The sequence below is a fragment of the uncultured Alistipes sp. genome (genome assembly GCF_949296715.1).
In the GTDB taxonomy this organism is placed as follows: domain Bacteria; phylum Bacteroidota; class Bacteroidia; order Bacteroidales; family Rikenellaceae; genus Alistipes.
Window position 1 is genome coordinate 33,811 of sequence record NZ_CASFQD010000025.1, and the last position, 21,264, is coordinate 55,074.

19 protein-coding genes are annotated in these 21,264 nt (G+C 65.0%); 12 read left to right on the forward strand and 7 right to left on the reverse strand.

Annotated features, from left to right (window positions below):
- Positions 1-90 precede the first annotated feature (90 nt).
- Complete coding sequence (locus tag Q1Y33_RS03760; protein ID WP_300798416.1) at positions 91-1,287, forward strand: porin; 1,197 nt, start codon at positions 91-93, stop codon at positions 1,285-1,287.
- Positions 1,288-1,319: 32 nt separating this feature from the next.
- Complete coding sequence (locus Q1Y33_RS03765) at positions 1,320-2,603, forward strand: putative sulfate exporter family transporter (protein ID WP_300798417.1); 1,284 nt, start codon at positions 1,320-1,322, stop codon at positions 2,601-2,603.
- 243 nt (positions 2,604-2,846) lie between these two features.
- Here Q1Y33_RS03765 and Q1Y33_RS03770 read toward each other — a convergent pair whose 3' ends face one another.
- The 4 genes from Q1Y33_RS03770 to Q1Y33_RS03785 are packed head-to-tail and all read right to left on the reverse strand — an operon-like array spanning position 2,847 to position 8,132.
- Positions 2,847-4,880, reverse strand: a complete 2,034-nt coding sequence (locus tag Q1Y33_RS03770) for a YgiQ family radical SAM protein (protein ID WP_300798418.1) — start codon at positions 4,878-4,880, stop codon at positions 2,847-2,849.
- 28 nt (positions 4,881-4,908) lie between these two features.
- Positions 4,909-6,054 carry an RluA family pseudouridine synthase gene (locus Q1Y33_RS03775; RefSeq protein WP_300798419.1) on the reverse strand — a complete coding sequence of 382 codons (1,146 nt, stop codon included), beginning with the start codon at positions 6,052-6,054 and terminating at the stop codon, positions 4,909-4,911.
- Positions 6,054-7,019, reverse strand: a complete 966-nt coding sequence (locus Q1Y33_RS03780; protein ID WP_300798420.1) for a PASTA domain-containing protein — start codon at positions 7,017-7,019, stop codon at positions 6,054-6,056. Before Q1Y33_RS03780 ends, Q1Y33_RS03775 begins: the two co-directional genes overlap by 1 nt.
- A gap of 9 nt (positions 7,020-7,028) precedes the next feature.
- Complete coding sequence (locus Q1Y33_RS03785) at positions 7,029-8,132, reverse strand: LptF/LptG family permease (RefSeq protein WP_300798421.1); 1,104 nt, start codon at positions 8,130-8,132, stop codon at positions 7,029-7,031.
- A 226-nt stretch (positions 8,133-8,358) separates the two neighbouring features.
- Between Q1Y33_RS03785 and Q1Y33_RS03790 the strand changes: the two genes are divergently transcribed.
- Positions 8,359-8,778 carry a hypothetical protein gene (locus Q1Y33_RS03790; protein WP_300798422.1) on the forward strand — a complete coding sequence of 140 codons (420 nt, stop codon included), beginning with the start codon at positions 8,359-8,361 and terminating at the stop codon, positions 8,776-8,778.
- A 107-nt stretch (positions 8,779-8,885) separates the two neighbouring features.
- On the opposite strand, the gene tgt is transcribed toward Q1Y33_RS03790, so the two are convergent.
- Entirely contained in the window at positions 8,886-10,016 is a 1,131-nt protein-coding gene (tgt, locus tag Q1Y33_RS03795) for a tRNA guanosine(34) transglycosylase Tgt (RefSeq protein WP_300798423.1), read from the reverse strand.
- A gap of 60 nt (positions 10,017-10,076) precedes the next feature.
- On the opposite strand from tgt, the gene Q1Y33_RS03800 reads away from it, so the two are divergent.
- The 3 genes from Q1Y33_RS03800 (at position 10,077) to Q1Y33_RS03810 (ending at position 12,485) form a co-directional block, all read left to right on the forward strand.
- Positions 10,077-11,231, forward strand: coding sequence for a glycosyltransferase (locus tag Q1Y33_RS03800; protein ID WP_300798424.1), 1,155 nt, complete (start codon positions 10,077-10,079; stop codon positions 11,229-11,231).
- A complete protein-coding gene (locus tag Q1Y33_RS03805; RefSeq protein WP_300798425.1) occupies positions 11,222-11,782 on the forward strand; it encodes an RNA polymerase sigma factor in 561 nt (186 codons plus the stop codon). Before Q1Y33_RS03800 ends, Q1Y33_RS03805 begins: the two co-directional genes overlap by 10 nt.
- A 79-nt stretch (positions 11,783-11,861) precedes the next feature.
- Complete coding sequence (locus Q1Y33_RS03810) at positions 11,862-12,485, forward strand: 16S rRNA (guanine(527)-N(7))-methyltransferase RsmG (protein ID WP_300798426.1); 624 nt, start codon at positions 11,862-11,864, stop codon at positions 12,483-12,485.
- A gap of 192 nt (positions 12,486-12,677) precedes the next feature.
- Here the strand turns inward: Q1Y33_RS03810 and Q1Y33_RS03815 are convergent, their stop codons facing one another.
- Together Q1Y33_RS03815 and rlmN are read right to left on the reverse strand one after the other, a co-directional pair.
- Positions 12,678-13,103 carry a thioredoxin family protein gene (locus Q1Y33_RS03815; protein WP_300798427.1) on the reverse strand — a complete coding sequence of 142 codons (426 nt, stop codon included), beginning with the start codon at positions 13,101-13,103 and terminating at the stop codon, positions 12,678-12,680.
- A 246-nt stretch (positions 13,104-13,349) separates the two neighbouring features.
- Positions 13,350-14,384 (reverse strand): 23S rRNA (adenine(2503)-C(2))-methyltransferase RlmN, encoded by a 1,035-nt coding sequence (gene rlmN / locus Q1Y33_RS03820; RefSeq protein WP_300798428.1) that lies wholly within the window; start codon positions 14,382-14,384, stop codon positions 13,350-13,352.
- A gap of 180 nt (positions 14,385-14,564) precedes the next feature.
- Here rlmN and Q1Y33_RS03825 point away from each other — a divergent pair, with 180 nt between their 5' ends.
- The 6 genes from Q1Y33_RS03825 to Q1Y33_RS03850 all read left to right on the forward strand — a co-directional run bounded on the left by Q1Y33_RS03825 (position 14,565) and on the right by Q1Y33_RS03850 (position 21,222).
- Complete coding sequence (locus tag Q1Y33_RS03825) at positions 14,565-15,248, forward strand: energy transducer TonB (protein ID WP_300798429.1); 684 nt, start codon at positions 14,565-14,567, stop codon at positions 15,246-15,248.
- Between the two features lie 178 nt (positions 15,249-15,426).
- Positions 15,427-16,596 (forward strand): GTPase HflX, encoded by a 1,170-nt coding sequence (gene hflX / locus Q1Y33_RS03830; RefSeq protein ID WP_300798519.1) that lies wholly within the window; start codon positions 15,427-15,429, stop codon positions 16,594-16,596.
- Positions 16,597-16,615: 19 nt separating this feature from the next.
- Entirely contained in the window at positions 16,616-17,272 is a 657-nt protein-coding gene (gene upp, locus Q1Y33_RS03835) for a uracil phosphoribosyltransferase (protein ID WP_300798430.1), read from the forward strand.
- A 76-nt stretch (positions 17,273-17,348) separates the two neighbouring features.
- Complete coding sequence (locus Q1Y33_RS03840; RefSeq protein ID WP_300798431.1) at positions 17,349-19,184, forward strand: alkaline phosphatase family protein; 1,836 nt, start codon at positions 17,349-17,351, stop codon at positions 19,182-19,184.
- Positions 19,185-19,417: 233 nt separating this feature from the next.
- Positions 19,418-20,314 (forward strand): helix-turn-helix transcriptional regulator, encoded by an 897-nt coding sequence (locus tag Q1Y33_RS03845; protein WP_300798432.1) that lies wholly within the window; start codon positions 19,418-19,420, stop codon positions 20,312-20,314.
- Complete coding sequence (locus tag Q1Y33_RS03850; protein WP_300798433.1) at positions 20,311-21,222, forward strand: cation diffusion facilitator family transporter; 912 nt, start codon at positions 20,311-20,313, stop codon at positions 21,220-21,222. The genes Q1Y33_RS03845 and Q1Y33_RS03850 overlap by 4 nt, the downstream gene beginning before the upstream one ends.
- The last annotated feature ends 42 nt before the right edge of the window (positions 21,223-21,264 follow it).

The window sequence follows — 21,264 nt, forward strand, 5'->3', positions numbered from 1 at the left end:
CATTGCCCGGCCCCTTTTTAGGTATTTTCGCGTATTGCCTGTTTGGCGCGGAGTTGCGACCTTTGCGGTGAAAACCCCAATCTCCCGTTTATGAAACCTCTTTTGACCCTTGCGCTGCTCGCGTGGTCGCTCGGGGCCCGGGCCGGACAGCCGGCCGCGGAGCTTCCCGCCGCCGCTCCGGCAACCGGCGCATCCGTTGTCGGGACGGCTCCCGTCCCGGCTTCCGCGGCAGTCCCTGCCGCCGAAACCCCCTCGCTCGAGTCGCTGGCGGCCGAAGTCGCGGCGCTGAAGGCGCAGGCTGCGGCTCGCGACGCACGACTCGACCGCCTTCCCCGCCTCTCGGGCTACGTGCAGGCGGGCTACGAATGGAGTGACGGGAGCTCGTCGTTCTTCATCAAGCGCGTGCGGCTCGACCTGCGGGGCGCCCTGGCACGCACGCTCGACTACCGCGTGCAGCTGGAGTTCGCCTCCTCGCCCAAGATCGTCGACGCCTACCTCCAGTACCGGCCCTTCCGGCAGCTGAACTTCAAGCTGGGCGAGTACAAGATTCCCTTCACGATTGAAAATACCGACTACGTCCCCCTGAAGTTCGAGCTGATCGAGTACCCGCTGGCCCTGCAGCGGCTCATGGGCTTTGCCGAGCCGATTGGCGGCCGCATGGTCGGCGGCGTGATGCAGGGCGGCGAGACGCTCAAGGATACGGGCCGCGACATGGGCCTCACGCTCTACGGCACGCTCGTCGAGTGTGAGGGCCGGGCGCTGCTCTCCTACGACGTGGGTGTGTTCAACGGCGCCGGCATCAACCTCAAGGACAACAACCGCTCGAAGGATGTCGTGGCGCGGCTGATGTTCCGTCCCGTGCGGGGCCTGACGCTCTCCGGGTCGTGGTACGGCGGCGAGTACGGTGCCGACTGCCTCGAGCGGCAGCGCGTGAGCGCCGGGGTCTGCTACGACCACGGCCGCGGCGTGGTGCGCGGCGAGTGGATCGGCGGCCGCACGGGCTATGCCGCCACGGAGGAGTATGCCGCCGGAACGTTCGACAGCTCGGGCTGGTACGTGCTGGGCGGCGTGCGCGTGACACCGTCGCTGATGCCCGTCGTGCGCTACGACACGCTGCTCCCGGATACCGCCTCGGCCGATTCGCGCCAGACGAACTGGACCGCCGGCATCCTGTGGCACCCCGTGAAGTACCTGCGCTGCCAGCTCAACTACACCTATGAACACTACGCCGCGCCGGGCATTGCGGACCGCAATGTCGTTGCCGTGATGTTCTCCGGTATCTTCTGATTTTTCATCAACCGAATTATCCCTTGCAATCCATGAAAACACTGCTTGAAAAACTCCGTGTCGAGGACTGGGTCGTCGTCTGGGTCTCGATCCCGCTGCTGGCCCTGGCCCTGCTGATCCCCGACCGGCTGCCCGGCATCCCCTCGACCCTCGTGGGCGAGGTCGCCTGGTACAACATCGCCCTGCTGTTCGTGATCGTCCTCATCGTCCTCTATGCGGGCATGGCGCTGCTGCGCCGTCCGATGCGGGGGCTGCTGCCGTCGCTCGTCGTGGTCTTCGCCGTCTCGCTGCTGGCGCAGGTCGTGGCCAAGATTCCCGCGGTGGCCTACTACGGCTTCGAGTCGGTCTTTTTCTCGGTGCTCTTCGGCCTGCTGATCCGCAACGTGTGGCACGTTCCCGCGTGGATGAAGCCCGCAATCCAGGGCGAGTTCTACATCAAGATCGGCGTCGTCTGCCTCGGTGCCACAATCCTCTTCAGCGACGTCATGAAGTCGGGCATCTTCGGTCTGGTGCAGGCCTGCCTTGTCGTGGCCGTCGTCTGGTTCTTCGCCTACCGGGTCTCGCGGCGCATGCGCGTCGACCGGCGCACGGCGATGATTCTCTCGAGCGGCGTCTCGATCTGCGGTGTCTCGGCCTGCATCACCGCGGCGCGCGTGGCGGGCGGTGACGACCGCAAGCTGTCCTACATCGTCTCGCTCGTGCTGATCGTCGTCGTCCCGATGATCTACCTCATGCCGTGGCTGGCCTCGTGGCTGCTGCCGCTGCTCTTCGACAACCCGGAGACGGTGCAGGAGGTCGCCGGCGCGTGGATCGGCGGCACGATCGACACGACGTCGGGCGTGGCGGCCTCGAGCATGATGGTGAGCGACCTGGCCAACCGGCACGCCGTCATCATCAAGGCGGCGCAGAACGTGCTGATCGGCGTCGTGGCCTTCTTCATCGCTCTCTACCTCTCGACGCGCGGCGAGCAGGGCGGCGCCCGCCCCTCGGCGGGCATCGTCTGGGAGAAGTTCCCGAAGTTCATCCTCGGCTTCGTCGCCGCCTCGCTCGTCTTCAGCCTCTGCCAGAGCTACGGGCTCTTTACGCCCGACGCCCGGGGCAAGCTGGCCGAGCCGGCTGTCGCCAAGATGTTCTCGACGCTCTTCTTCTCGCTGGCGTTCGTCTGCGTGGGGCTCGAGACGCGCCTCAAGGAGATCATCTCGAAGGAGAACCGCAACGCCCTGTGGGCCTTCCTCACGGCGCAGTGCTTCAACATCGTCGTGACCTTCGTAATCGCCGTGCTGCTCTTCGGCGTGCTGAAGCCCATGTGGGCATAACCGGCCGCAGGAGGGCCGCCGCGTTCCGGCCGCTGCCCGATCCGATACACAATCCCCGCTCCGGAAACCGATTCTTCGGCCCGGAGCGGGGATTTTTGTTCAATGGGAGTTCCCTTGTGGAATGTCGGGGCAGCGGTCGGGCGCTTTGTCGGAACCGCATCCGGTAAGATTGCCCGCCGTTCCTCCGGAGGACTGTCGGAAGGAGTGCCCGAAAAGTTGGCCTGTAGTCGGTGCCGGCCTGCGCTACCGCTTCTTGCGGAAAGTCGTTCCGGTGCCCGATCCGGCGTGACGCGGCGGGCGGAATCCCTGCCGCGAGGCCGTCTTTTCTCCGTTCTGCCGACCCGCGCTGCCTGCCGGGTTCTTTCCGACCCCGCTGCGGGTGGCCGCCCCTTTGGCCGGAACAGTTCTGTCTCCTTTGTCCGGAGCGGTTCTCTCCCCTTTGTCCGGGGAGATTCTCTCTCCGTTGTGCCGGGCCGCGCCGTCTGCCGCGTGTACGGCCGGTCGCGCGCTGCGCCGCCCCGAAGCACCTGGTCCACCTGATCCACTTGGTCCACCCGGTCTGCCCGGGGCCGCCATCTTCCCGCCGAAGAAGTAGCTCTTCTGCCGCCGCTTCTCCTCCTGCGAGCGGGCGACGTAGACCTTCTCGTGCGTATAGGGGTTCTCGCCCGTGTAGAACATCACCGACGAGAGGGTCATCGGCGTGGGGGTGAGGTCCTGCACCTGCTCGAGGTTGAAGTGCAGCCGTCCGAGCACCTTGTCGGCCAGCGCCCGCATGTCCTGCTCCGTGCAGCCGGGGTGCGACGAGATGAAGTAGGGGATCAACTGGTAGGGGAGCCCCTCGCGGCGGCAGATGCGGTGGAAATCGGCGTTCAGCTGCTCGAAGAGCGCGAAGGGGGGCTTGCGCATCAGTTGCAGCACATGCTCCTCGGTGTGCTCGGGCGCCACCTTCAGCCGTCCCGAGGTGTGGTGGCGGATAACCGTCTCGAGGTAGGGCGAGTCGTCGAACAGGTCGTAGCGGATGCCGCTGCCGACAAAGGCCTTCTTGATCCCCTTCACGGCGCGGATCTTCTCGTAGAGCGCCAGCAGCGGCCGGTGGTCGTTGTCGAGGTTCGGGCAGCGCTTCGGATGGAGGCACGAGGCGCGGCGGCAGCGCGCGCAGAGCCTCCGGTCGCGTCCGCCCATGCGGTACATGTTGGCCGACGGGGCCCCGACGTCGGAGAGATACCCCTTGAAGCCCGGCATCCGCACAACGCGCTCCACCTCGGCGAGGATCGACCGCTCGCTGCGCGAGGTGACGAACTTGCCCTGATGGGCCGAGATGGTGCAGAAGGCGCAGCCGCCGAAGCAACCGCGGTGGATGTTCACCGAGAAGCGGATCATCTCCCACGCCGGGATGTCGCCCTTGCCCGCATAGCGCGGATGGGGCGCCCGCTCGTAGGGGAGGTCGAACGAGCGGTCGAGCTCCTCGGTCGTGATCGTCGCGTGGGGCGGCGTGACGACGACATAGCGGTCGCCCACCGCCTCGACGAGCGTCGCCTCGGGCTCCATGAGGTTGCTTTGGGTCTCGATGACGGTGAAGTTCTCGCCGAAGGCGCGCCTGTCGCGGCAGCACTCCTCGAAGGAGTGCAGGCGGATCGTCCGCGCGGGGTCGAGCCGCGCGACATACTCCTCGTCGGCAAGGAAGGCCACCTGCCGCAGCTTGCGCAGCAGCTTGGCGTTGTATCCGTTGCGGAGCGTGCGGGCCACCTGCTCGACGACGCGCTCGCCCATGCCGTAGATCAGCAGGTCGGCACCCGCCTCGGCCAGCACGGAGGGCTTGAGCGCATCGCTCCAATAGTCATAGTGGGTCAGGCGGCGCAGCGAGGCCTCGATGCCGCCGACCACCACCGGCGTGTGGGGGAAGAGCCGCTTGAGGATGCGCGTGTAGACCGTCACGGCGTAGTCGGGGCGGAATCCCGCCTTGCCGCCCGGCGTGTAGGCATCGTCGTGGCGCAGCCGCAGGTTGGCCGTATAGTGGTTGACCATCGAGTCCATGGCCCCGGCCGTGACGCCGAAGAAGAGCCGCGGCGTCCCCAGCTTGGTGAAGTCCCGCAGGTCGTCCCGCCAGTTGGGCTGAGGCACGACGGCCACACGGTACCCCTCGGCCTCGAGCAGGCGGCCGATGACCGCGGCGCCGAAGGCCGGATGGTCGATGTAGGCGTCGCCCGTGAAGAGGATGACGTCGAGCGCGTCCCATCCGCGGGCGCGCACCTCCTTGATGGTCGTAGGCAGAAACATGGTTCGTTGCTGTGTCTGACAGTCGGGGTTACGGCTCCTTGTCGGCCGCCTCGGGGGATGATCCTGCGGTGTAGCTCTCCCACTTGGCCAGCACGGCGCGGAAATCCTCCGGCAGCTCGCTCTCGAAGAGCACCTCGCGGTGGGTCGTCGGGTGTTCGAAGCCCAGCGACCGGGCATGCAGCGCCTGCCGGGGCATCGTCGCGAAGCAGTTTTCGATGAACTGCCGGTATTTGGCAAAGGTCGTGCCCTTGAGGATGCGGTCGCCGCCGTAGCGTTCGTCGTTGAAGAGCGGGTGGCCCTGCCAGGCCATGTGGACGCGGATCTGGTGCGTGCGGCCCGTCTCGAGGCGGCACTCCACGAGCGTCACGTAGCCGTAGCGCTTCAGCACGCGCCAGTGCGTCACGGCGTGCTTGCCGTCCGACCCGTCGGCGAAGACATACATCTTCTGCCGTTCGCGGGGGCTGCGTCCGATGTTCCCGGTGATGGTCCCCTCGTCGGCCTCGAAGTTGCCCCACACGAGGGCCACGTAGCGGCGCGTGATCGTGTGGTCGAAGAACTGCTTGGCCAGCCGCGCGTGCGCCTGTTCGTTCTTGGCGATGACGAGCAGCCCCGAGGTGTTCTTGTCGATGCGGTGCACGAGCCCGGCGCGCAGCTCGCCGTCGCCGACGATGTCGGTGCCCTGCAGGTGGTACATCAGCGCGTTGACCAGCGTGCCCGTGTAGTTGCCCACGCCCGGGTGCACGACCAGCCCCGCGGGCTTGTTGACGATCAGCAGGTCGTCGTCCTCGTAGGGGATGTCGAGCGGGATGTTCTCCGGGCGCAGTTCCACTTCGCGCCGCGGATAGGGCATCACGATGCGGATGTCGTCCAGCGGCTTGACCTTGTAGCTCGATTTTGCGGCCTTGCCGTTGACGAGGATGTTGCCGCTGTCGGCCGCCGCCTGGATGCGGTTGCGCGAGCAGTGCTCCATGCGCACGGTGAGGAACTTGTCCAGCCGCATGGGCGTCTGCCCCTTGTCTGCCACCACGGCGAAGTGCTCGTAGAGCCCCGCGCCCTCGTCGTCGTCCGCCTCCTCGTCCGACCCGATGCCCGAGTCCGCCAGGTCGTTCAGTTCGTCGTCCGTCTCCGGGCGTGCGGCCGCGCGTCCGGGCGCCGTATGTTGCATGTCGGTCATCAGAAGAAGAATGCGTCGGTTTCCGACTCGGTTTCATCGCTCTCCGCCGCCGGCTGCTCCGCGGGCAGGGCCAGCCCCCGTTCCAGGGCGGCCTGCGCCAGCGAATCGGCCCGCTCCTCCTCGAGGCGCATGCGCTCCTCGGCGATCTCGCGGGCAGCCTTTTCCGCTGCGGCGCGGTTTTCGGCCACCTTTTTCGTGTCGAGCGTCAGCCTGAGGTCCACGCGCGAGCCGGGCTGGGCGTTGCGCTCGGCCGAGGGGGTCTGGATGTAGACGCGGGCGTCCTTCTGGTTGAGCAGGTTCACCCCCTCGTCGAAGTCGATGCGCCCGACGTTGAGCCCCGTCTCCCAGAGACGTCCCTTCGCGGCCTGGAGCGGCGAACCGATGAGCTGGGGCACGATCGCGGGTCCGGCCCCCTCCGCGATGCCGACGTGGAGCGTCACGCCGCTGCCCATCTCGGCCTCGAGGCGGCTCTCGGGCAGCACGGGTTGTCCGTCGAGGTACTCCTCGAGCACGTAGTTCGTGGCCATGTCGGGACGGTATACCAGCTCGTCGATCTCCAGTCCGGCGATCTCGAGCATGTTCTTGGCCTGCCGCAGCGAGCGTCCCGCGACATAGGGCACGGGGACCATCTTCTGGCGGAAGGAGTTGATCGTGATGTAGACCGTGCGCCCGGGCTTCACCTCGACGCCGCGCTCGGGCAGCTGGTCGAGGACGATGCCGCCCTCGTAGGCCGGCACGAAGAGCGAGTCGTTGACGTGTATCTTCAGGTCGCGTTTCTGCGCCTCGGCGAGGGCTGCCTTGAGGGGCATGCCGGCGAAGTCGGGCACGGTGCGGCGGGCGCCGTGGCGTGTGCCGAGCTGCATGACGACGTGGGCCGCGACGGCCAGTACGAGGATGATCGCGACGATCAGCGCGAGGTTGAAGAGCAGCGGCCAGCGCTCCTTGTAGTATGCGGGATTCTTCATGGGTCGGTGTTATTTCGGTGCTTTCTGGTAGAGGTAGACGGCGATGCCCAGGTAGATGATGTTGGGCAGCCAGACGGCCAGTCCGGGCGGGAGCGTTCCGCTCTTGGCGAACTCCTCGAAGAAGCGGTTGAAGAGGATGTACGAGAAGCAGAGACCCGTTCCGATGCCGATGTGCAGACCGGTTCCGCCGCGCACCTTGCGCGAAGAGAGCGACACGCCGATGAGCGTCAGGATGAAGGTCGAGAGCGGGTAGGCGTAGCGGGCATGGCGTTCGACCTGGATGATGTTGATCGAGTCGGATCCCTTGGCGCGCTGCTGGGCGAGGAAGTCGTTGAGCTCGGAGATGTTCATCGTCTGGATCAGGTCGTTGATCTCGCCCAGCTCGGTGACCTCGAGGTTGATGAGCGTGTCGAGGTTGCGGTACTGTTCGAAACGTTCGGCGCCCAGCGAGTCGAAGTCGCGGCGGGTGTAGCGCGGGGCGGTCCAGCGGCGGGTCTGGGGGTCGACCTTGGCGTCGGCGGCCTCGAGCGAGTGGGTGATCGAGCCCTTCTCGTAGTGTTCGAGCACGAAGAAGAGGGCGCGGTGCGAGCCGCCGTTGTAGCCGCGGATGTAGGCGAAGGTGCCGGGTTCGATCTGCCGGTAGATGTGCTGGTCGTAGCGGGCGTTCTGCTTGCGGCGGATATACTGCGACTCGAAGTCGACGATGTGGCGCTGCGAGATGGGGATAAGCCAGAGGTTGAGGGCGAGCGACAGCGAGCCGATGATCAGTGCGCCGAGGAAGTAGGGCCACATGAGGCGGCGGAAGGACATGCCGCCCGAGAGCATGGCGACGATCTCGGTCTGGTAGGCCATCTTCGAGGTGAAGAAGATGCAGGCGATGAAGGTGAAAAGACCGCTGAACTGGTTGATGAAGAAGGGGATGAAGTTGAGGTAGTAGTCGAAGATCACGGCCTTGAAGGGGGCGTGGAGCTCCGTGAAGTCATCGACCTTCTCCACGTAGTCGAAGAGCACGACGACGACGATGATCATCGCGATGGCGAAGAAGTACGTGGCGAGGAACTTGCCGAGTATGTAGCGGTCCAGGATTTTGAATCCGGGGAATTTCAGTCTCATAGCCCACAAATGTACGACATTTCGCGCGAAATCCGTGCGCTTTTTCCAAAAAATGGCGGCGGATGCGGTGCCGCGCCCCTGCGGGCGGGAATTTTGCCGCCGGATTTCGGCACGCGACGCGAAAAAACGGCCTGCGGAATTTGTTTTTGTCTCTGTTTTTTTTATATTTGCCACAAGCCCCGTGTCGGGCTTTTCCATCCTGTTCCGCAACCAAAAACGAATGCCTATGTGGACGATTCTTCTCTATTGCGTTCTGTTCGCCTGGTATCTCTATGCACTGGTGACCTTTTTCCGCGGCGCGGGTCGCAACGGCTGGTCGGCGTGGTGGCTGCTGCCGATCCTGATCTGCCCGCCGAGCGTCGTCGTGCTGCTCACCCGCACGCGGCGTGCGCAGCTGCGTGCCGCGCAGGCTTCCGCCACGGAGCTCCGGGCCGCCGACCGCCGGGTGAAGGCTTCCGGCTGGTTCCTCGCCGCCTGCATTGCGGCGATGCTGGTTCCGGGAGTTGTCGTGTACTACCGGGTGATGGACGGCGCTTCGGCCGGGCTGCTGCGCACGGTACCCGCCTGGGAGACCGTATGCCTTGTGGCGGTCGCTGCCGTCTACCTGCTCTGCCTGTGGGCGGGGCGTGCGGTGGCATCCCGCTGATCCCCGCTTCCGCACCCCGATCCGCCCTTCAATAAGGAAACGCCGCCGGCCCTGTCGGGCTGACGGCGCTTTTTTTGCGTGCGGATGACCCTGCCTCGCCCCGGCGGTTACAGCCGGCGCGTGAGGCGCGGGACCATCGCCTCCTTCCACGCCTTGAAGTCCCCGGCCAGGATGTGCTCGCGGGCCATCGTGACCAGCCGCAGGTAGAAAGCGATGTTGTGCAGCGAGGCGATCTGCGCGGCGAGCATCTCACCGCAGGTGCAGAGGTGGTGCAGGTAGGCCTTCGAGTAGAGCGTGTCGACGAAGGCCGTGCCTTCGGGATCGATGGGCGAGAAGTCGGCCTCCCACTTCTTGTTGCGGATGTTGATGACCCCCTCGGCCGTGAACAGCTGGCCGTTGCGGCCGTTGCGCGTGGGCATCACGCAGTCGAACATGTCCACGCCGCGCTCGATCCCCTCGAGGATGTTCACCGGCGTGCCGACCCCCATCAGGTAGCGGGGCCGGTCTTCGGGCAGGACGGCGTTCACCACCTCGATCATCTCGTACATCACCTCCGTCGGCTCGCCCACGGCCAACCCGCCGATGGCGTATCCGTCGGCGTTGTAGCGCTGGACATTCTCGGCGGCGCGGACCCGCAGGTCGGGGTAGGTGCACCCCTGCACGATGGGGAAGAGCGCCTGATAGTGTCCGTATTTGGGTGCGGTCTGGTGGTAGCGGTCGAAGCAGCGGTCGAGCCAGCGCTCCGTCAGGTCGAGCGAGCGGGCCGCATAGTCGCGCGGCGCATCGCCCGGAGGACACTCGTCGAAGGCCATCATGATGTCGGCGCCGATTGTGCGCTCGGTGTCGATGACGCTCTCGGGTGTGAAGAGGTGCTTCGAGCCGTCGATGTGCGAGCGGAAGTGGCACCCCTCCTCCTTGAGCTTGCGGCACGCCGCGAGCGAGAAAACCTGGAATCCGCCGCTGTCGGTCAGCATCGGCCCCTCCCACGTGGAGAAGCGGTGCACGCCGCCGGCCTGCTCGATGATCTGCATGCCGGGCCGCAGGTAGAGGTGGTAGGTGTTTGCGAGGATGATCTGCGCGTGCGCCTCGTCGCGCACGTCGCGGTGGAAGATGCCCTTGACGGTCGCTGCCGTGCCTACGGGCATGAAGATCGGGGTGCGGACGACGCCGTGGTCGGTCGTCAGGCTCCCCGCCCGGGCGTGTGACGCCGGGTCTTTGTGTTCGACTGTAAATTTCATGCTCATCTGTGCGGCAAAAATACGCAAAATATTTCTATCTTTGGCGCATATTTCGTCAACATGCAACTCATCGAACGTATTTTGACCTGCTACGGCTGGGAGGGCGCCGCCCTCGCGGGAGCGCTGCTTCTGCTGCTGGGCGTGCAGCTCTACTACTATATCTTCGTCTACGGCCGCATCCCGGGCTACAAGAACAACCGCCGGCCGACGGTCCGCGAGACCGAACCGCCCGTGTCGGTCATCGTGCCGATGTTCTCGGAGGACTACTCGTTCGTCGAGGAGCGCCTGCCGCTCATCCTGGCGCAGAGCTACCCCGACTTCGAGGTGGTGATCGTCTACGTGGGCCATGACACCGACTTCTATGCCGACCTGGTGCGGCTCAAGCAGTCGTTCCCGCTCATCACGACGACGAAGATCCACCTCGACCCGCGCTTCCCCATCTCGCGCAAGATGGCCCTGAACGTGGGCATCAAGTCGGCGCACTACGAGTGCATGGTCTTCACGTCGACGGACGCCTGCCCGCAGACCGACCGCTGGCTCTCGCTCATGGCCAAGGGCTTCATGCGGGGTGACATCGTCGTGGGCTACTGCGGCGTCGAGCGCCTCAAGGGCTTCACGAACTACATGATGCGGGCGTGGCGCATGATGCACGCCGTGGACTGGATCGCGCGGGCCGTGCGGCGGCGTCCCTACCGGGGCATCCTCCACAACTTCGGCTTCACGAAGCGCATCTACTTCGGCGCCAACGGCTTCAGCCACCTGAACATGAACATCGGCGAGGACGACCTCTTCATGCAGCGGGTCATGACGCGCGACAACGTGAGCGTCATCCTCTCGCCGCGGGCCACGCTGCGCGAGAAGGCGTGGGGCGGCATGAGCTGGTGGATGGGCTGCCTGCGCTACTACGGCTCGGCCTTCCGCTTCTACCCGCAGGCGGTCAAGAACTACATCCAGTGGGAGCTGGGGTCGCGCTCGCTCTTCTTCCTTGCGGTGATCTGCGCCGTGGCCGTCATGCCGCTCGAGTACAAGCTGGGGGCGCTGCTGCTGCTTGTGGCACGCTATGTGACGGTCTTCGTCGAGGTGCGCCGCATCGCGCAGCGCCTGGGCGAGGAGCGCCTCATGAGCCGCTATTTCATCTATGACCTTTTGAGCCCGCTGTGGGCCCTGGCCCTCGGGGTGATGCTGCTGCGCAGGGACGACCGCGTATGGAGATAGCAGACTATATCGTAGCCGACGACCGGCAGCTCGTGACACGGGTGCTCGAGGGCGACGACGCGGCCTTCGAATACCTCTTCAACCGCTACCGCGATGCCATCTACCGGCTCTTCGTGCAGCGGCTCGGGGGCGTGAACGACGCCGACGACCTGCTGCAGGAGACCTTCATCAAGGTCTACATCAACCTGCACCGCTACCGGCCGGACTACACCTTCGGACAGTGGGTCTACACCATCGCGCGCAACACCTTCATCGACTACGTGCGGCGCCGGCAGGAGGACCTGCCCATCGACGAGCGCTTCGCGGCCCCGGCCTCGAACGCCCCGACCCCCGAGGAGAGCTTCATCAACCTCCAGCAGCGCCGGCAGATCGAACACTACCTCGAACGCCTCGCGCCGCGCTACCGGCAGCTCATCCTGATGCGCTTCTTCGACGAATACTCCTACGAGGAGATTGCCGCGAAGCTCTCGCTGCCGCTCGGCACGGTCAAGACGCAGATACACCGCGCCCGCGAGCAGATGTGCCGCATGATTGCCGAGGGCGAGAAGTGACGACCGCGGCGCCCGGGACCGCAACGGCCCGGACCGCCCGTTGCACGAGCCCCGGCACACAATCGGAAATACAACCGCCATGGAACTGATCCTGAAATACTTTCCCGACCTGACGCCGCGCCAGCGCGAGCAGTTTGCGGCGCTGTGGGACCTCTACGCCGACTGGAACGCGAAGATCAACGTCGTCTCGCGCAAGGACTTCGACCAGCTCTACCTGCGGCACGTGCTGCACTCGCTCGCCATCGCGCGGGTCTGCACCTTCGCCCCGGGGGCGCGCATCCTCGATGTGGGGTGCGGCGGCGGCTTCCCGTCGGTGCCGCTGGCGATCCTCTTTCCCGGGGCGCGCTTCCTGGCCGCCGACTCGATCCGCAAGAAGATCACCGTCGTCGAGGGGGTTGCCCGTTCGCTCGGCCTGGAGAACCTCGAGGCGCGCGCGGTGCGGGTCGAGACCCTCGCCGAACGGTTCGACTACGTCGTCTCGCGGGCCGTGACGGCCATGCCCGAGTTTGTCGGCTGGGTGTGGAAACTGATCGAGCCGGGCGAGCGGGGCTCGCTGCCCAACGGCATCCTCTACCTGAAGGGGGGCGATCTGGCCGAGGAGCTGGGCCGCACCGGCAAGCGGTGGTACATCTACGACATCCCGCGTTTCTTCGACGAGGAGTTTTTCGAGACGAAAAAGGTGGTCTATACCCCCAAACGCTGACCGCACATCCCGACATCCCGGCATCCCGCATGCTCTAACTTACTGCCACCCAGCGCATTCAGACCCCCCCCCCTCCTCTGCGCGTCCCGGCATCCTGCGCATCCCGGCACTCCGCGTGACGGGCCGTGTCGGATCGTATCCCTGCGCAACAATGCGGCCGCCGGCCGCATTCCGGATTCCGGGCGTGCGGCCTTACTGTTGTTCCGGCTTCCGGGCGCTGTCGGCGATGCGGGCGAGGTTGCGCATGAAGGTCTCGGCGTCCGAAGCCCCCGTGATACGCCCCAGCAGGTTGCCGTCGGTGTCGAAGACCAGATAGAGCGGAATCGACCCGCTGCCGTAGCGGCGCATGAGTTCGCGTCCCGTGTGTTTGTCGACATCGTATTTCGCCGCGACGAAGCGTGCCTCGACGAACTCGCCGACTTCGCGCAGCGAGAAGACCTCGCGCTCCATCAGTTGGCAGGGCGGGCACCACGAGGCGTAGAGGTCGATAAGCACCAGCTTGCCGCTGCGCAGGGCCATTTCGCGCACGGCGTCCGTGGATTTGGTCTCGAAACGCACCTGTGCCGCGGCGCCGAGCGGGCCGAGCAGCAGCAGGAGCAGCAACAGTCTCTTTTTCATCTTCACGTGTGTTTTTTTGATTCCCGACGTGCAACTACCGCGCCGGGATATTCGTTTCGGGTCCGACTGCCGGTCCATAGCCTCCTTGCTTCGTGCCGACGGTCCGGTGCTGGGTGTTCCGTGCCGATGGCCCTGTGCCGAAAACTCCGTGCCGGCGCCTTTGTGACAGCCGCTCCGCAGCCCCTCCTCCCTTGCGCCGTATCGGTAGGTTTGCGGCCGCGCCCTCCGTTGCCGGGCCCTCCGCCGTCAGTCGTTGCGCCGCTCCAGCTCCTGCGTGCTCAACAGCCCGCAGGCGGCCTGAATGTCCTCGCCGCGCGAGGCGCGGATTGTCGTCTGAATGCCCTTGGCCGTGAGCGTGTCGCGGAAGCGGACAATCTCCTCGTCCGGGGGCGAGAAGTAGGGCGACCCGGGAATCTTGTGGAAGCGGATGAGGTTGATGCGGCACTTGACGCCGTCGAGCAGGCGGCACAGCGCACGGATGTGTCGCGGCGAGTCGTTCAGTCCGCTCATGAGGATGTACTCGAACGATACGCGGCGCTGGTGCGTGAAGTCGTACCCGCGCAGGATGTCGATGACCTCGGCAATGGGCCACGCCCGCTCGACGGGCATGATTGCGGCCCGCTCCTCGCGTATGGGGTTGTGGAGGCTGACGGCCAGGTGGACCTTCGTCTCGTCGAGGAAGCGCCGCAGCGCCGGCACGACGCCCGCCGTCGAAAGGGTGATGCGCGTCGGCGACCAGGCGAAGCCCCAGTCGGCGGTCATGATTCCGAGCGCCCGCAGCACGTTGTCGAGGTTGTCCAGCGGCTCGCCCATGCCCATGAAGACGACGTTCGTCAGGCGGTCGCGCTCGGGCAGCGAGACAATCTGGTTGAGAATCTCGGCGGCCGAAAGGCTGTGCTGCAGCCCCTGCCGGCCCGTGGCGCAGAAGCGGCAGCCCATGCGGCACCCGGCCTGCGACGAGACGCAGAGCGTGGCCCGCTCGCCGTCGGGGATGTAGGCCGACTCGATGAAGTGGCCCTGTGCCGTGCGGAAGAGGTACTTTTTCGTGCCGTCGGCCGAGACGGTGACCCGCTCGGGGGCGTGGAGTGCTGTCGTGAAGCGCTCGGCGAGCCGGGCACGGCTTGCGGCCGAGAGGTCGGTCATGCGTTGCGGCTCCTCGGTGTGGCGCACGTAGAGCCAGCGGGCGATCTGCCGGGCCGCGAAGCGGGGCATTCCCTCCGCGGCGCAGAGGGCCGCCAGTTCGTCCGGATTCTTGCCGTACAGGGTCTCTTTGGGTGTCATGTCGGTGCGCATTGGCCGTTTGTCAGCGCAAATGTAGGCAAAAAATGAATATTTTTGCGGCGAAGAGTTCGTTTTTGGATTTTTATCCCTATATTTGTGGTGCATAGCGTACATATACGCTGCTTCGCCGTGCGGCGAAGCGATCCGAGGCGGAACAACAATAATTAAAAATTAGGATAGATGGAAATCAAAAAATCGCCCAAAGCGGACCTGCAGAACAAACGCGGTCTTTTGCTTGAAGTCGGACTTATCATCGCGCTCGGCCTGGTGATTCTTGCCTTCAGCTACACGCCGAAGGAGCACCGGATTGAGAAGCTTGACATGGAGTACGCTCCGGTCGAGACCGAAATTACCGAGATCACCCGCCAGCCGGAGAAGCAGCCCGAGGCCCCCAAGAAGGTCGAGGTGAAGGTGATCGCCGACATGCTCGAGGTCGTGACCAACGACACGAAGATCGAGACGGACTTCACCTTTACGGATTTCGACCAGGATGCCGAGATTATCCAGCAGGTGGATATCGTCGAGGAGGTGATCGAGGACGACCAGCCGTTCCTCGTGGCCGAGACGATGCCTTCGTTCCAGGGCGGTGACCTCAACACCTTCCGCAACTGGGTGCAGCAGAACGTGAAGTTCCCGCAGATCGCCCTCGAGAACGGTATCCAGGGCCGCGTGGTGCTGTCGTTCGTGATTGAGAAGGACGGCCGTCTGACCAACATCCAGGTGCTCCAGACTCCGGACCGTTCGCTTTCGGAGGAGGCCATCCGCGTGTTGAGCAAGTCGCCGAAGTGGTCGCCGGGCAAGCAGCGTAATCAGGTGGTGCGCGTGAAGTACACCCTGCCCGTCGATTTCCGCGTGCAGAACTGATGCGATTGTTCATTCCTATGAAGGGTATCCTGCTTTCGGGCGGATACCCTTATTTGTAGCATCGTGTTTGCATCCGCATATCCGCCCCGGCATCCGGTCGGGGACCATGAATCCTGAAAAACGATTATCCGCATTGGAAGAAAACAGACATAACGTTCCATCCGAAGCCGCCCCCGACATGCGGGAGCGTGCCGTGTTGGTCTCCGTCGTGCGCGACAACCAGGACCCGCGTCAGGCCGAGGAGTATCTCGACGAACTGGAATTTCTGGCCGAAACGGCCGACATCCGCGCCGTGAAGCGCTTTACGCAGCGGCTGCCGCAGCCCTCGGCCCGCATCTACGTGGGCCCGGGCAAGCTGGAGGAGATTGCCTCCTGGTGCCGTGACGAGGAGATCGACGTGGTGATTTTCGACGACGAGCTCTCGCCGTCGCAGACGCGCAACATCGAGAAGGCGATGCCGTGCCGCATCCTGGACCGCACGCGCCTGATTCTCGACATCTTCATGTCGCGGGCCCAGACGGCCTATGCAAAGACGCAGGTGCAGCTGGCCAACTACGAATACATGCTGCCGCGGCTGTCGGGCCTGTGGACCCACCTCGAGCGACAGCGCGGCGGCACGGGCACGCGCGGCGGCGCGGGCGAGCGCGAAATCGAGACCGACCGGCGTATCATCCGCAACCGCATCGCCAAACTGAAGGAGGACCTCAGGAAGATTGACCGCCAGATGGCCGTGCAGCGCTCGAACCGCGGGGCGCTGGTGCGCGTGGCGCTCGTGGGCTACACGAACGTGGGCAAGTCGACGCTCATGAACCTCATCTCGAAGAGCGAGGTCTTCGCCGAGAACAAGCTCTTCGCGACGCTTGACACGACGGTGCGCAAGGTGGTTTTCGACAACCTGCCCTTCCTGCTCTCGGATACGGTGGGGTTCATCCGCAAGCTGCCCACGGAGCTGATTGAGTCGTTCAAGTCGACGCTCGACGAGGTGCGCGAGGCCGACCTGCTCGTGCATGTGGTGGACATCTCGCACCCGCAGTTCGAGGATCAGATCGACGTCGTGAAGCAGACGCTTCAGGAGATCGGCGCGGGCGACAAGCCCGTCTACCTGGTCTTCAACAAGGTTGACGCCTACACCTATGTAAAGAAGGAGGAGGACGACCTGACGCCCGCCACGCGCGAGAACCTCTCGCTCGAGGAGCTGAAGCGCAGCTGGATTGCGCGGGCCAATACGCCCTGCATCTTCCTCTCGGCGCTGACGAAAGCCAACATCGAGAAGTTCCGCACGGACCTCTACGGCATGGTGCGTGAGATACATGCCGGGCGTTATCCCTTCAACAACTTTCTCTATTGACCATCAAACCACAACCGATATGACTTTGCACATCCTCTCGCAACAGAACACCGTTCTCAACAAGTTCATCGCCGAAATCCGCGACCGCACGATTCAGAAGGATTCGATGCGTTTCCGCCGCAACATGGAGCGCATCGGCGAAGTGACGGCCTACGAGATTTCCAGGACCCTTGCCTATTCGCCCCGTATGGTGGAGACCCCGCTGGGCGAGGCGACCGTGCAGACAATCGACGACCGGCTGGTCATCGCGACAATCCTGCGGGCGGGCCTTCCCTACCATCAGGGATTCCTGAACTACTTCGACGATGCGCAGAACGCCTTTGTCTCGGCCTACCGCAAGAGCACGAAGGACGGCAAGTTCACCGTGAAGGTCGAATACATCTCGTGCGGCTCGCTCGAGGGCAAGACGCTGCTGCTGGTCGACCCGATGCTGGCCACGGGTTCGTCGCTCGTGCTGGCCTACAATGCGCTGTGCGAGCGGGGCGGCGTGCCCGACCATACGCATGTCGCGGCGGTCATCGCCTCGGAGCAGGGCATCGACTACGTCGAGAAGAACATGCCGCGTCAGTCGACGACGATCTGGGCGGCGGCCGTCGACGAGGAGCTGACCTCGCGGTCGTACATCGTTCCGGGCATCGGCGACGCGGGCGACCTGGCCTACGGCGAGAAGATCTGACCTGCGCCTTCCGGCGAAGCCGGGTGCAGGGAGCGACACCGCGCCGCGCGGTGCGAAACCGTAATACGAGACCGAGATGAAGAAGAAGCTGTTGTTCGTCCTTGTCGTTTTTGCCGCGACCGTCGTGATGATGGCCGTGCAGAAACCCGTATTCCTGGCCTACTACGCTGCCGAAGCCGCCGAAGCGGGATTCGGCGGCTGGTGCCGTGTCCTCTGGCACGGACTGTCGCTCGACATGACCGTCGCGGGCTACGTGACGGTCGTGCCGTTGCTCGCGACGCTCGTGTCGTTGTGGGTGCGGCTGCCGCAGCGTCTCTGGCGGGGTATCCTGACGGGTTACTTCGTCCTCGTTTCGCTGGTCACGGCGGCGATCTTCGCCGTGGACATTGCCCTCTACGAGCACTGGGGCTTCCGGCTCGACGCGACGATCCTGATCTACCTGGCCGATCCGAAGGAGGCGATGGCAAGCGTCGATTTCTGGCTCGGCGTGCGGCAGCTGCTGCTCTTCGCACTCTATGCCGGAGCGATGATCTGGGGCTACCGCCGCGTGCTGCGGCTCTTCGACGGCGAACCCGTCCCGGGCTTCGGCGCCTTCTTCGGTTCGCTGGCCATGGTCATGCTCGCGGGCTTCGACTTCCTGGCGATCCGCGGTGGCACGGGCGCCTCGGTGGCCAATGTCTCGAAGGTCTACTTCAGCCCGGTGCTCTTCCTGAACCATGCCGCCACGAACCCCGTCTTCTCGTTCCTCGCCTCGCTGGGTGACCACAGGGACTATGCGGCCGAATACCCCTTCTACGACGAGCCGACACGCGCCGCGAAGTTCGAGGCGCTGCGCGGCAACCGCCCCGGGAGCGCTCCGGCGGAGTGTGTGCTGCGCACGCAGCGGCCCAACGTCGTGGTGGTGATTCTCGAGAGCTTCGCCCGCACGGTGATGGATGCGCAGGTCGGTGGCGAGCCCGTCATGCCCCACATGCGGCGGATGAAGGAGGAGGGCGTGTGGTTCGAGAACTTCTTTGCCAACTCCTTCCGCACGGACCGCGGCGAGGTGGCCCTTTTGAGCGGCTTCCCCGCGCAGACGCGCACCTCGATCATGAAACTGCCCGGCAAGAGCCGCTCGCTCCCCTCGCTGGCGCGGTCGCTCGACAGCGCGGGCTACGCCACGAGCTTCTCCTACGGCGGCGACCTGAACTTCACGGACCAGGCCTCCTACATGTACGCCACGGGGTGGCAGGAGCTCGTCTGGCAGAAGGATCTGCATTTTGCTGCGACGCCGTCCGACTGGGGCTACGACGATGCCGTCATGTGCGACTGGTTTGCCGACCGGGTGATCGATTTGAGCCGGCGCGGTGAGCCCTTCCTCGCGGGGCTGCTCACCTTGAGCAGCCACAAGCCCTTCGACGTTCCCTACGCGAAGTTCGACGACAAGGTGCTCAACGCCTTCGCCTTCTCGGACGAGTGCGTGGGCCGCATGGTCGACCGGCTGAAGGCCTCGCCGGCATGGGACAACCTGCTGCTGGTGCTCGTGGCGGACCACGGCTATCCCTACCCGCGCTCGCTGACCTACAACGAGCCGCTGCGCCACCGCATCCCGATGATCTGGACGGGCGGCGCCGTCGCCGCCCCGCGCGTCGTCGGGGAGTACGCCTCGCAGATTGACCTCTGCGCCACGCTGCTCGGGCAGCTGGGGCTTCCGCACGACGACTACGACTACAGCAAGGACATCTTTGCGCCGGCCCCGCCGCGCAAGTTCGCCTACTATACCTTCAACGACGGCTTCGGCGTGGTCGACGCCTCGGGAGCGGTCGTGTGGGACGCCACGACGCAGCAGACCGTCTCGGGCGACGATCCTGCACTGCTGGAGATCGGCCGCACGATGTTGCAGACGACCTACGTCGACATCTCGCGTCGCTGATCGGGCGCGCAGGATACCTATATGTAGGTATTGCGCCGCATATCCCCTCGCCTTATCTTTGCGCCGCAAAGATAGGAGCCGTCCGTACCGCCGCAAGGCGAGCCCTGCCGGACGGCGGCCCGGCACCCCGGTCGGAGAGCCCGGCCGGAAGATTGATTGAAAACCGCAGCGCCGGGGATGCGCCGGCAGAACGAACTATGTACAAATCGGGAGGTTATACGGGAGAAGACAGAATGTGCGACCTGGTGTGCGACCGCTACCCGGTCCTGCAGGTGATGAGCCGCTTCGGCATATCGCTCGGCTTCGGCGACAAGACGATCGCCGAGGTGTGCGACGAGAATCGCGTCGATACGGCGACGTTCCTGGCGGTGGTGAACCTGCTGATGAACTTCGGCAACGGCGCGGAGCTTTCGCAGGGGGTCTCGGTCCGGGCCCTTACGGACTACCTGCACAACTCGCACGGCTACTTCCTCGGGTTCCGCCTGCCGGCCATCCGCCGCAAGCTCATCGAGGCGGTCGACTGTAGTTTGAGCGACGTTTCGTTCGCCATCCTGCGCTACTACGACGAGTATGTCGCCGAGGTCGACCGTCACATGGCCTACGAGGAGAAGACCGTCTTCCCGTATGTCGAGTCGCTCTTGGCCGGTGAGAAGAACGAGGCCTACTCGATCGAGATTTTCCGCCGCCACCACGACCAGGTCGAGACGCGGCTGCGCGAACTGAAGAACATCATCATCAAATATTACCCTGCGGGCGGCACGAACGAGCTGAACGGCGTGTTGTTCGACATCTTCACCTGCGAGCAGGAGCTGGCGTCGCACAACGCCGTCGAGGACGAGATTTTCATCCCCGCCGTGGAGCGGCTGGCGGCCGATGCGCCGCGCAGCGCCAAGCCCGAACCGTTGAGCGCCCGCGAGCGGGAGATCATCGTCTACGTCGTGAAGGGCATGACCAACAAGCAGATCGCCGACACGCTCTGCATCTCGGCCCATACGGTCATCACGCACCGCCGCAACATCGCCGCGAAGCTGCAGATACACTCCGCCGCCGGGCTTACGATCTACGCCATCGTCAACAAGCTGGTCGTGCTCTCCGAGATCAAGGAGACCATTACCGATACCCCCTCATGACACACGCACCCCACCACCACCATCACCACCATGTGGCCGACCCCTCCGTGGCGTCGCTCAACCGTTCGTTCCGTGCGGGCATCGCGCTCAACGTCGCTTTCGTCGTTGTGGAGTTCGCGGTCGGCATCTGGTACGGCTCGATGGGGCTGCTGTCGGACGCCGGGCACAACCTCTCCGACGTGGCGAGCCTGCTTCTGGCCCTGCTGGCCTTCCGGCTGGCACAGGCGCCCGCCACGCCGCGCTACACCTACGGATACAAGAAGAGCACGGTGCTCATTTCGCTGCTCAACTCGATGATCCTGCTGGTGGCCGTGGGGGTGATCGTCGCCGAGAGTGTCGGCCGCCTGCTGCATCCGGCCCCGATCGAGGGCGGCGCCATCGCCTGGACGGCCGGCATCGGCGTCGCGGTCAACGGATTCACCGCCTGGCTCTTCATGAAGGAGAAGGACCGCGACCTGAATGTCCGCGGGGCCTACCTGCACATGGCGGCCGACGCGCTGGTCTCAATCGGTGTCGTCGTCTCGGGCCTCGTCATCTCGTGGACCGGCTGGACGCTCATCGACCCGATTGTGGGGCTGGCCGTCGCGTGCGTCATCGTCGCTTCGGTCTGGTCGCTTACGCGCGACAGCCTGCGCCTCTCGCTCGACGGTGTGCCGGCGGGCATCGACCTGGCGGAGATCGAAGGAGCCATGTGCCGCGTTGAGGGGGTTGAGGCCGTGCACCACATCCATGTCTGGGCGATCAGCACGACGGAAAACGCCCTCACGGCGCATGTCGTGGTGCCGACGACCGAACGCCTCGGCGAGGTCAAGGCGGCGCTCAAGACGACGCTTGCCGGGGCGGGCATCCGCCATGCGACGCTCGAGTTCGAGACGCCGGCGGAGCATTGCGCCGACCTGCGGGACTGATCCCGCCCGACGCCGCTTCGCGCACCGGCTGCCGATACGAAA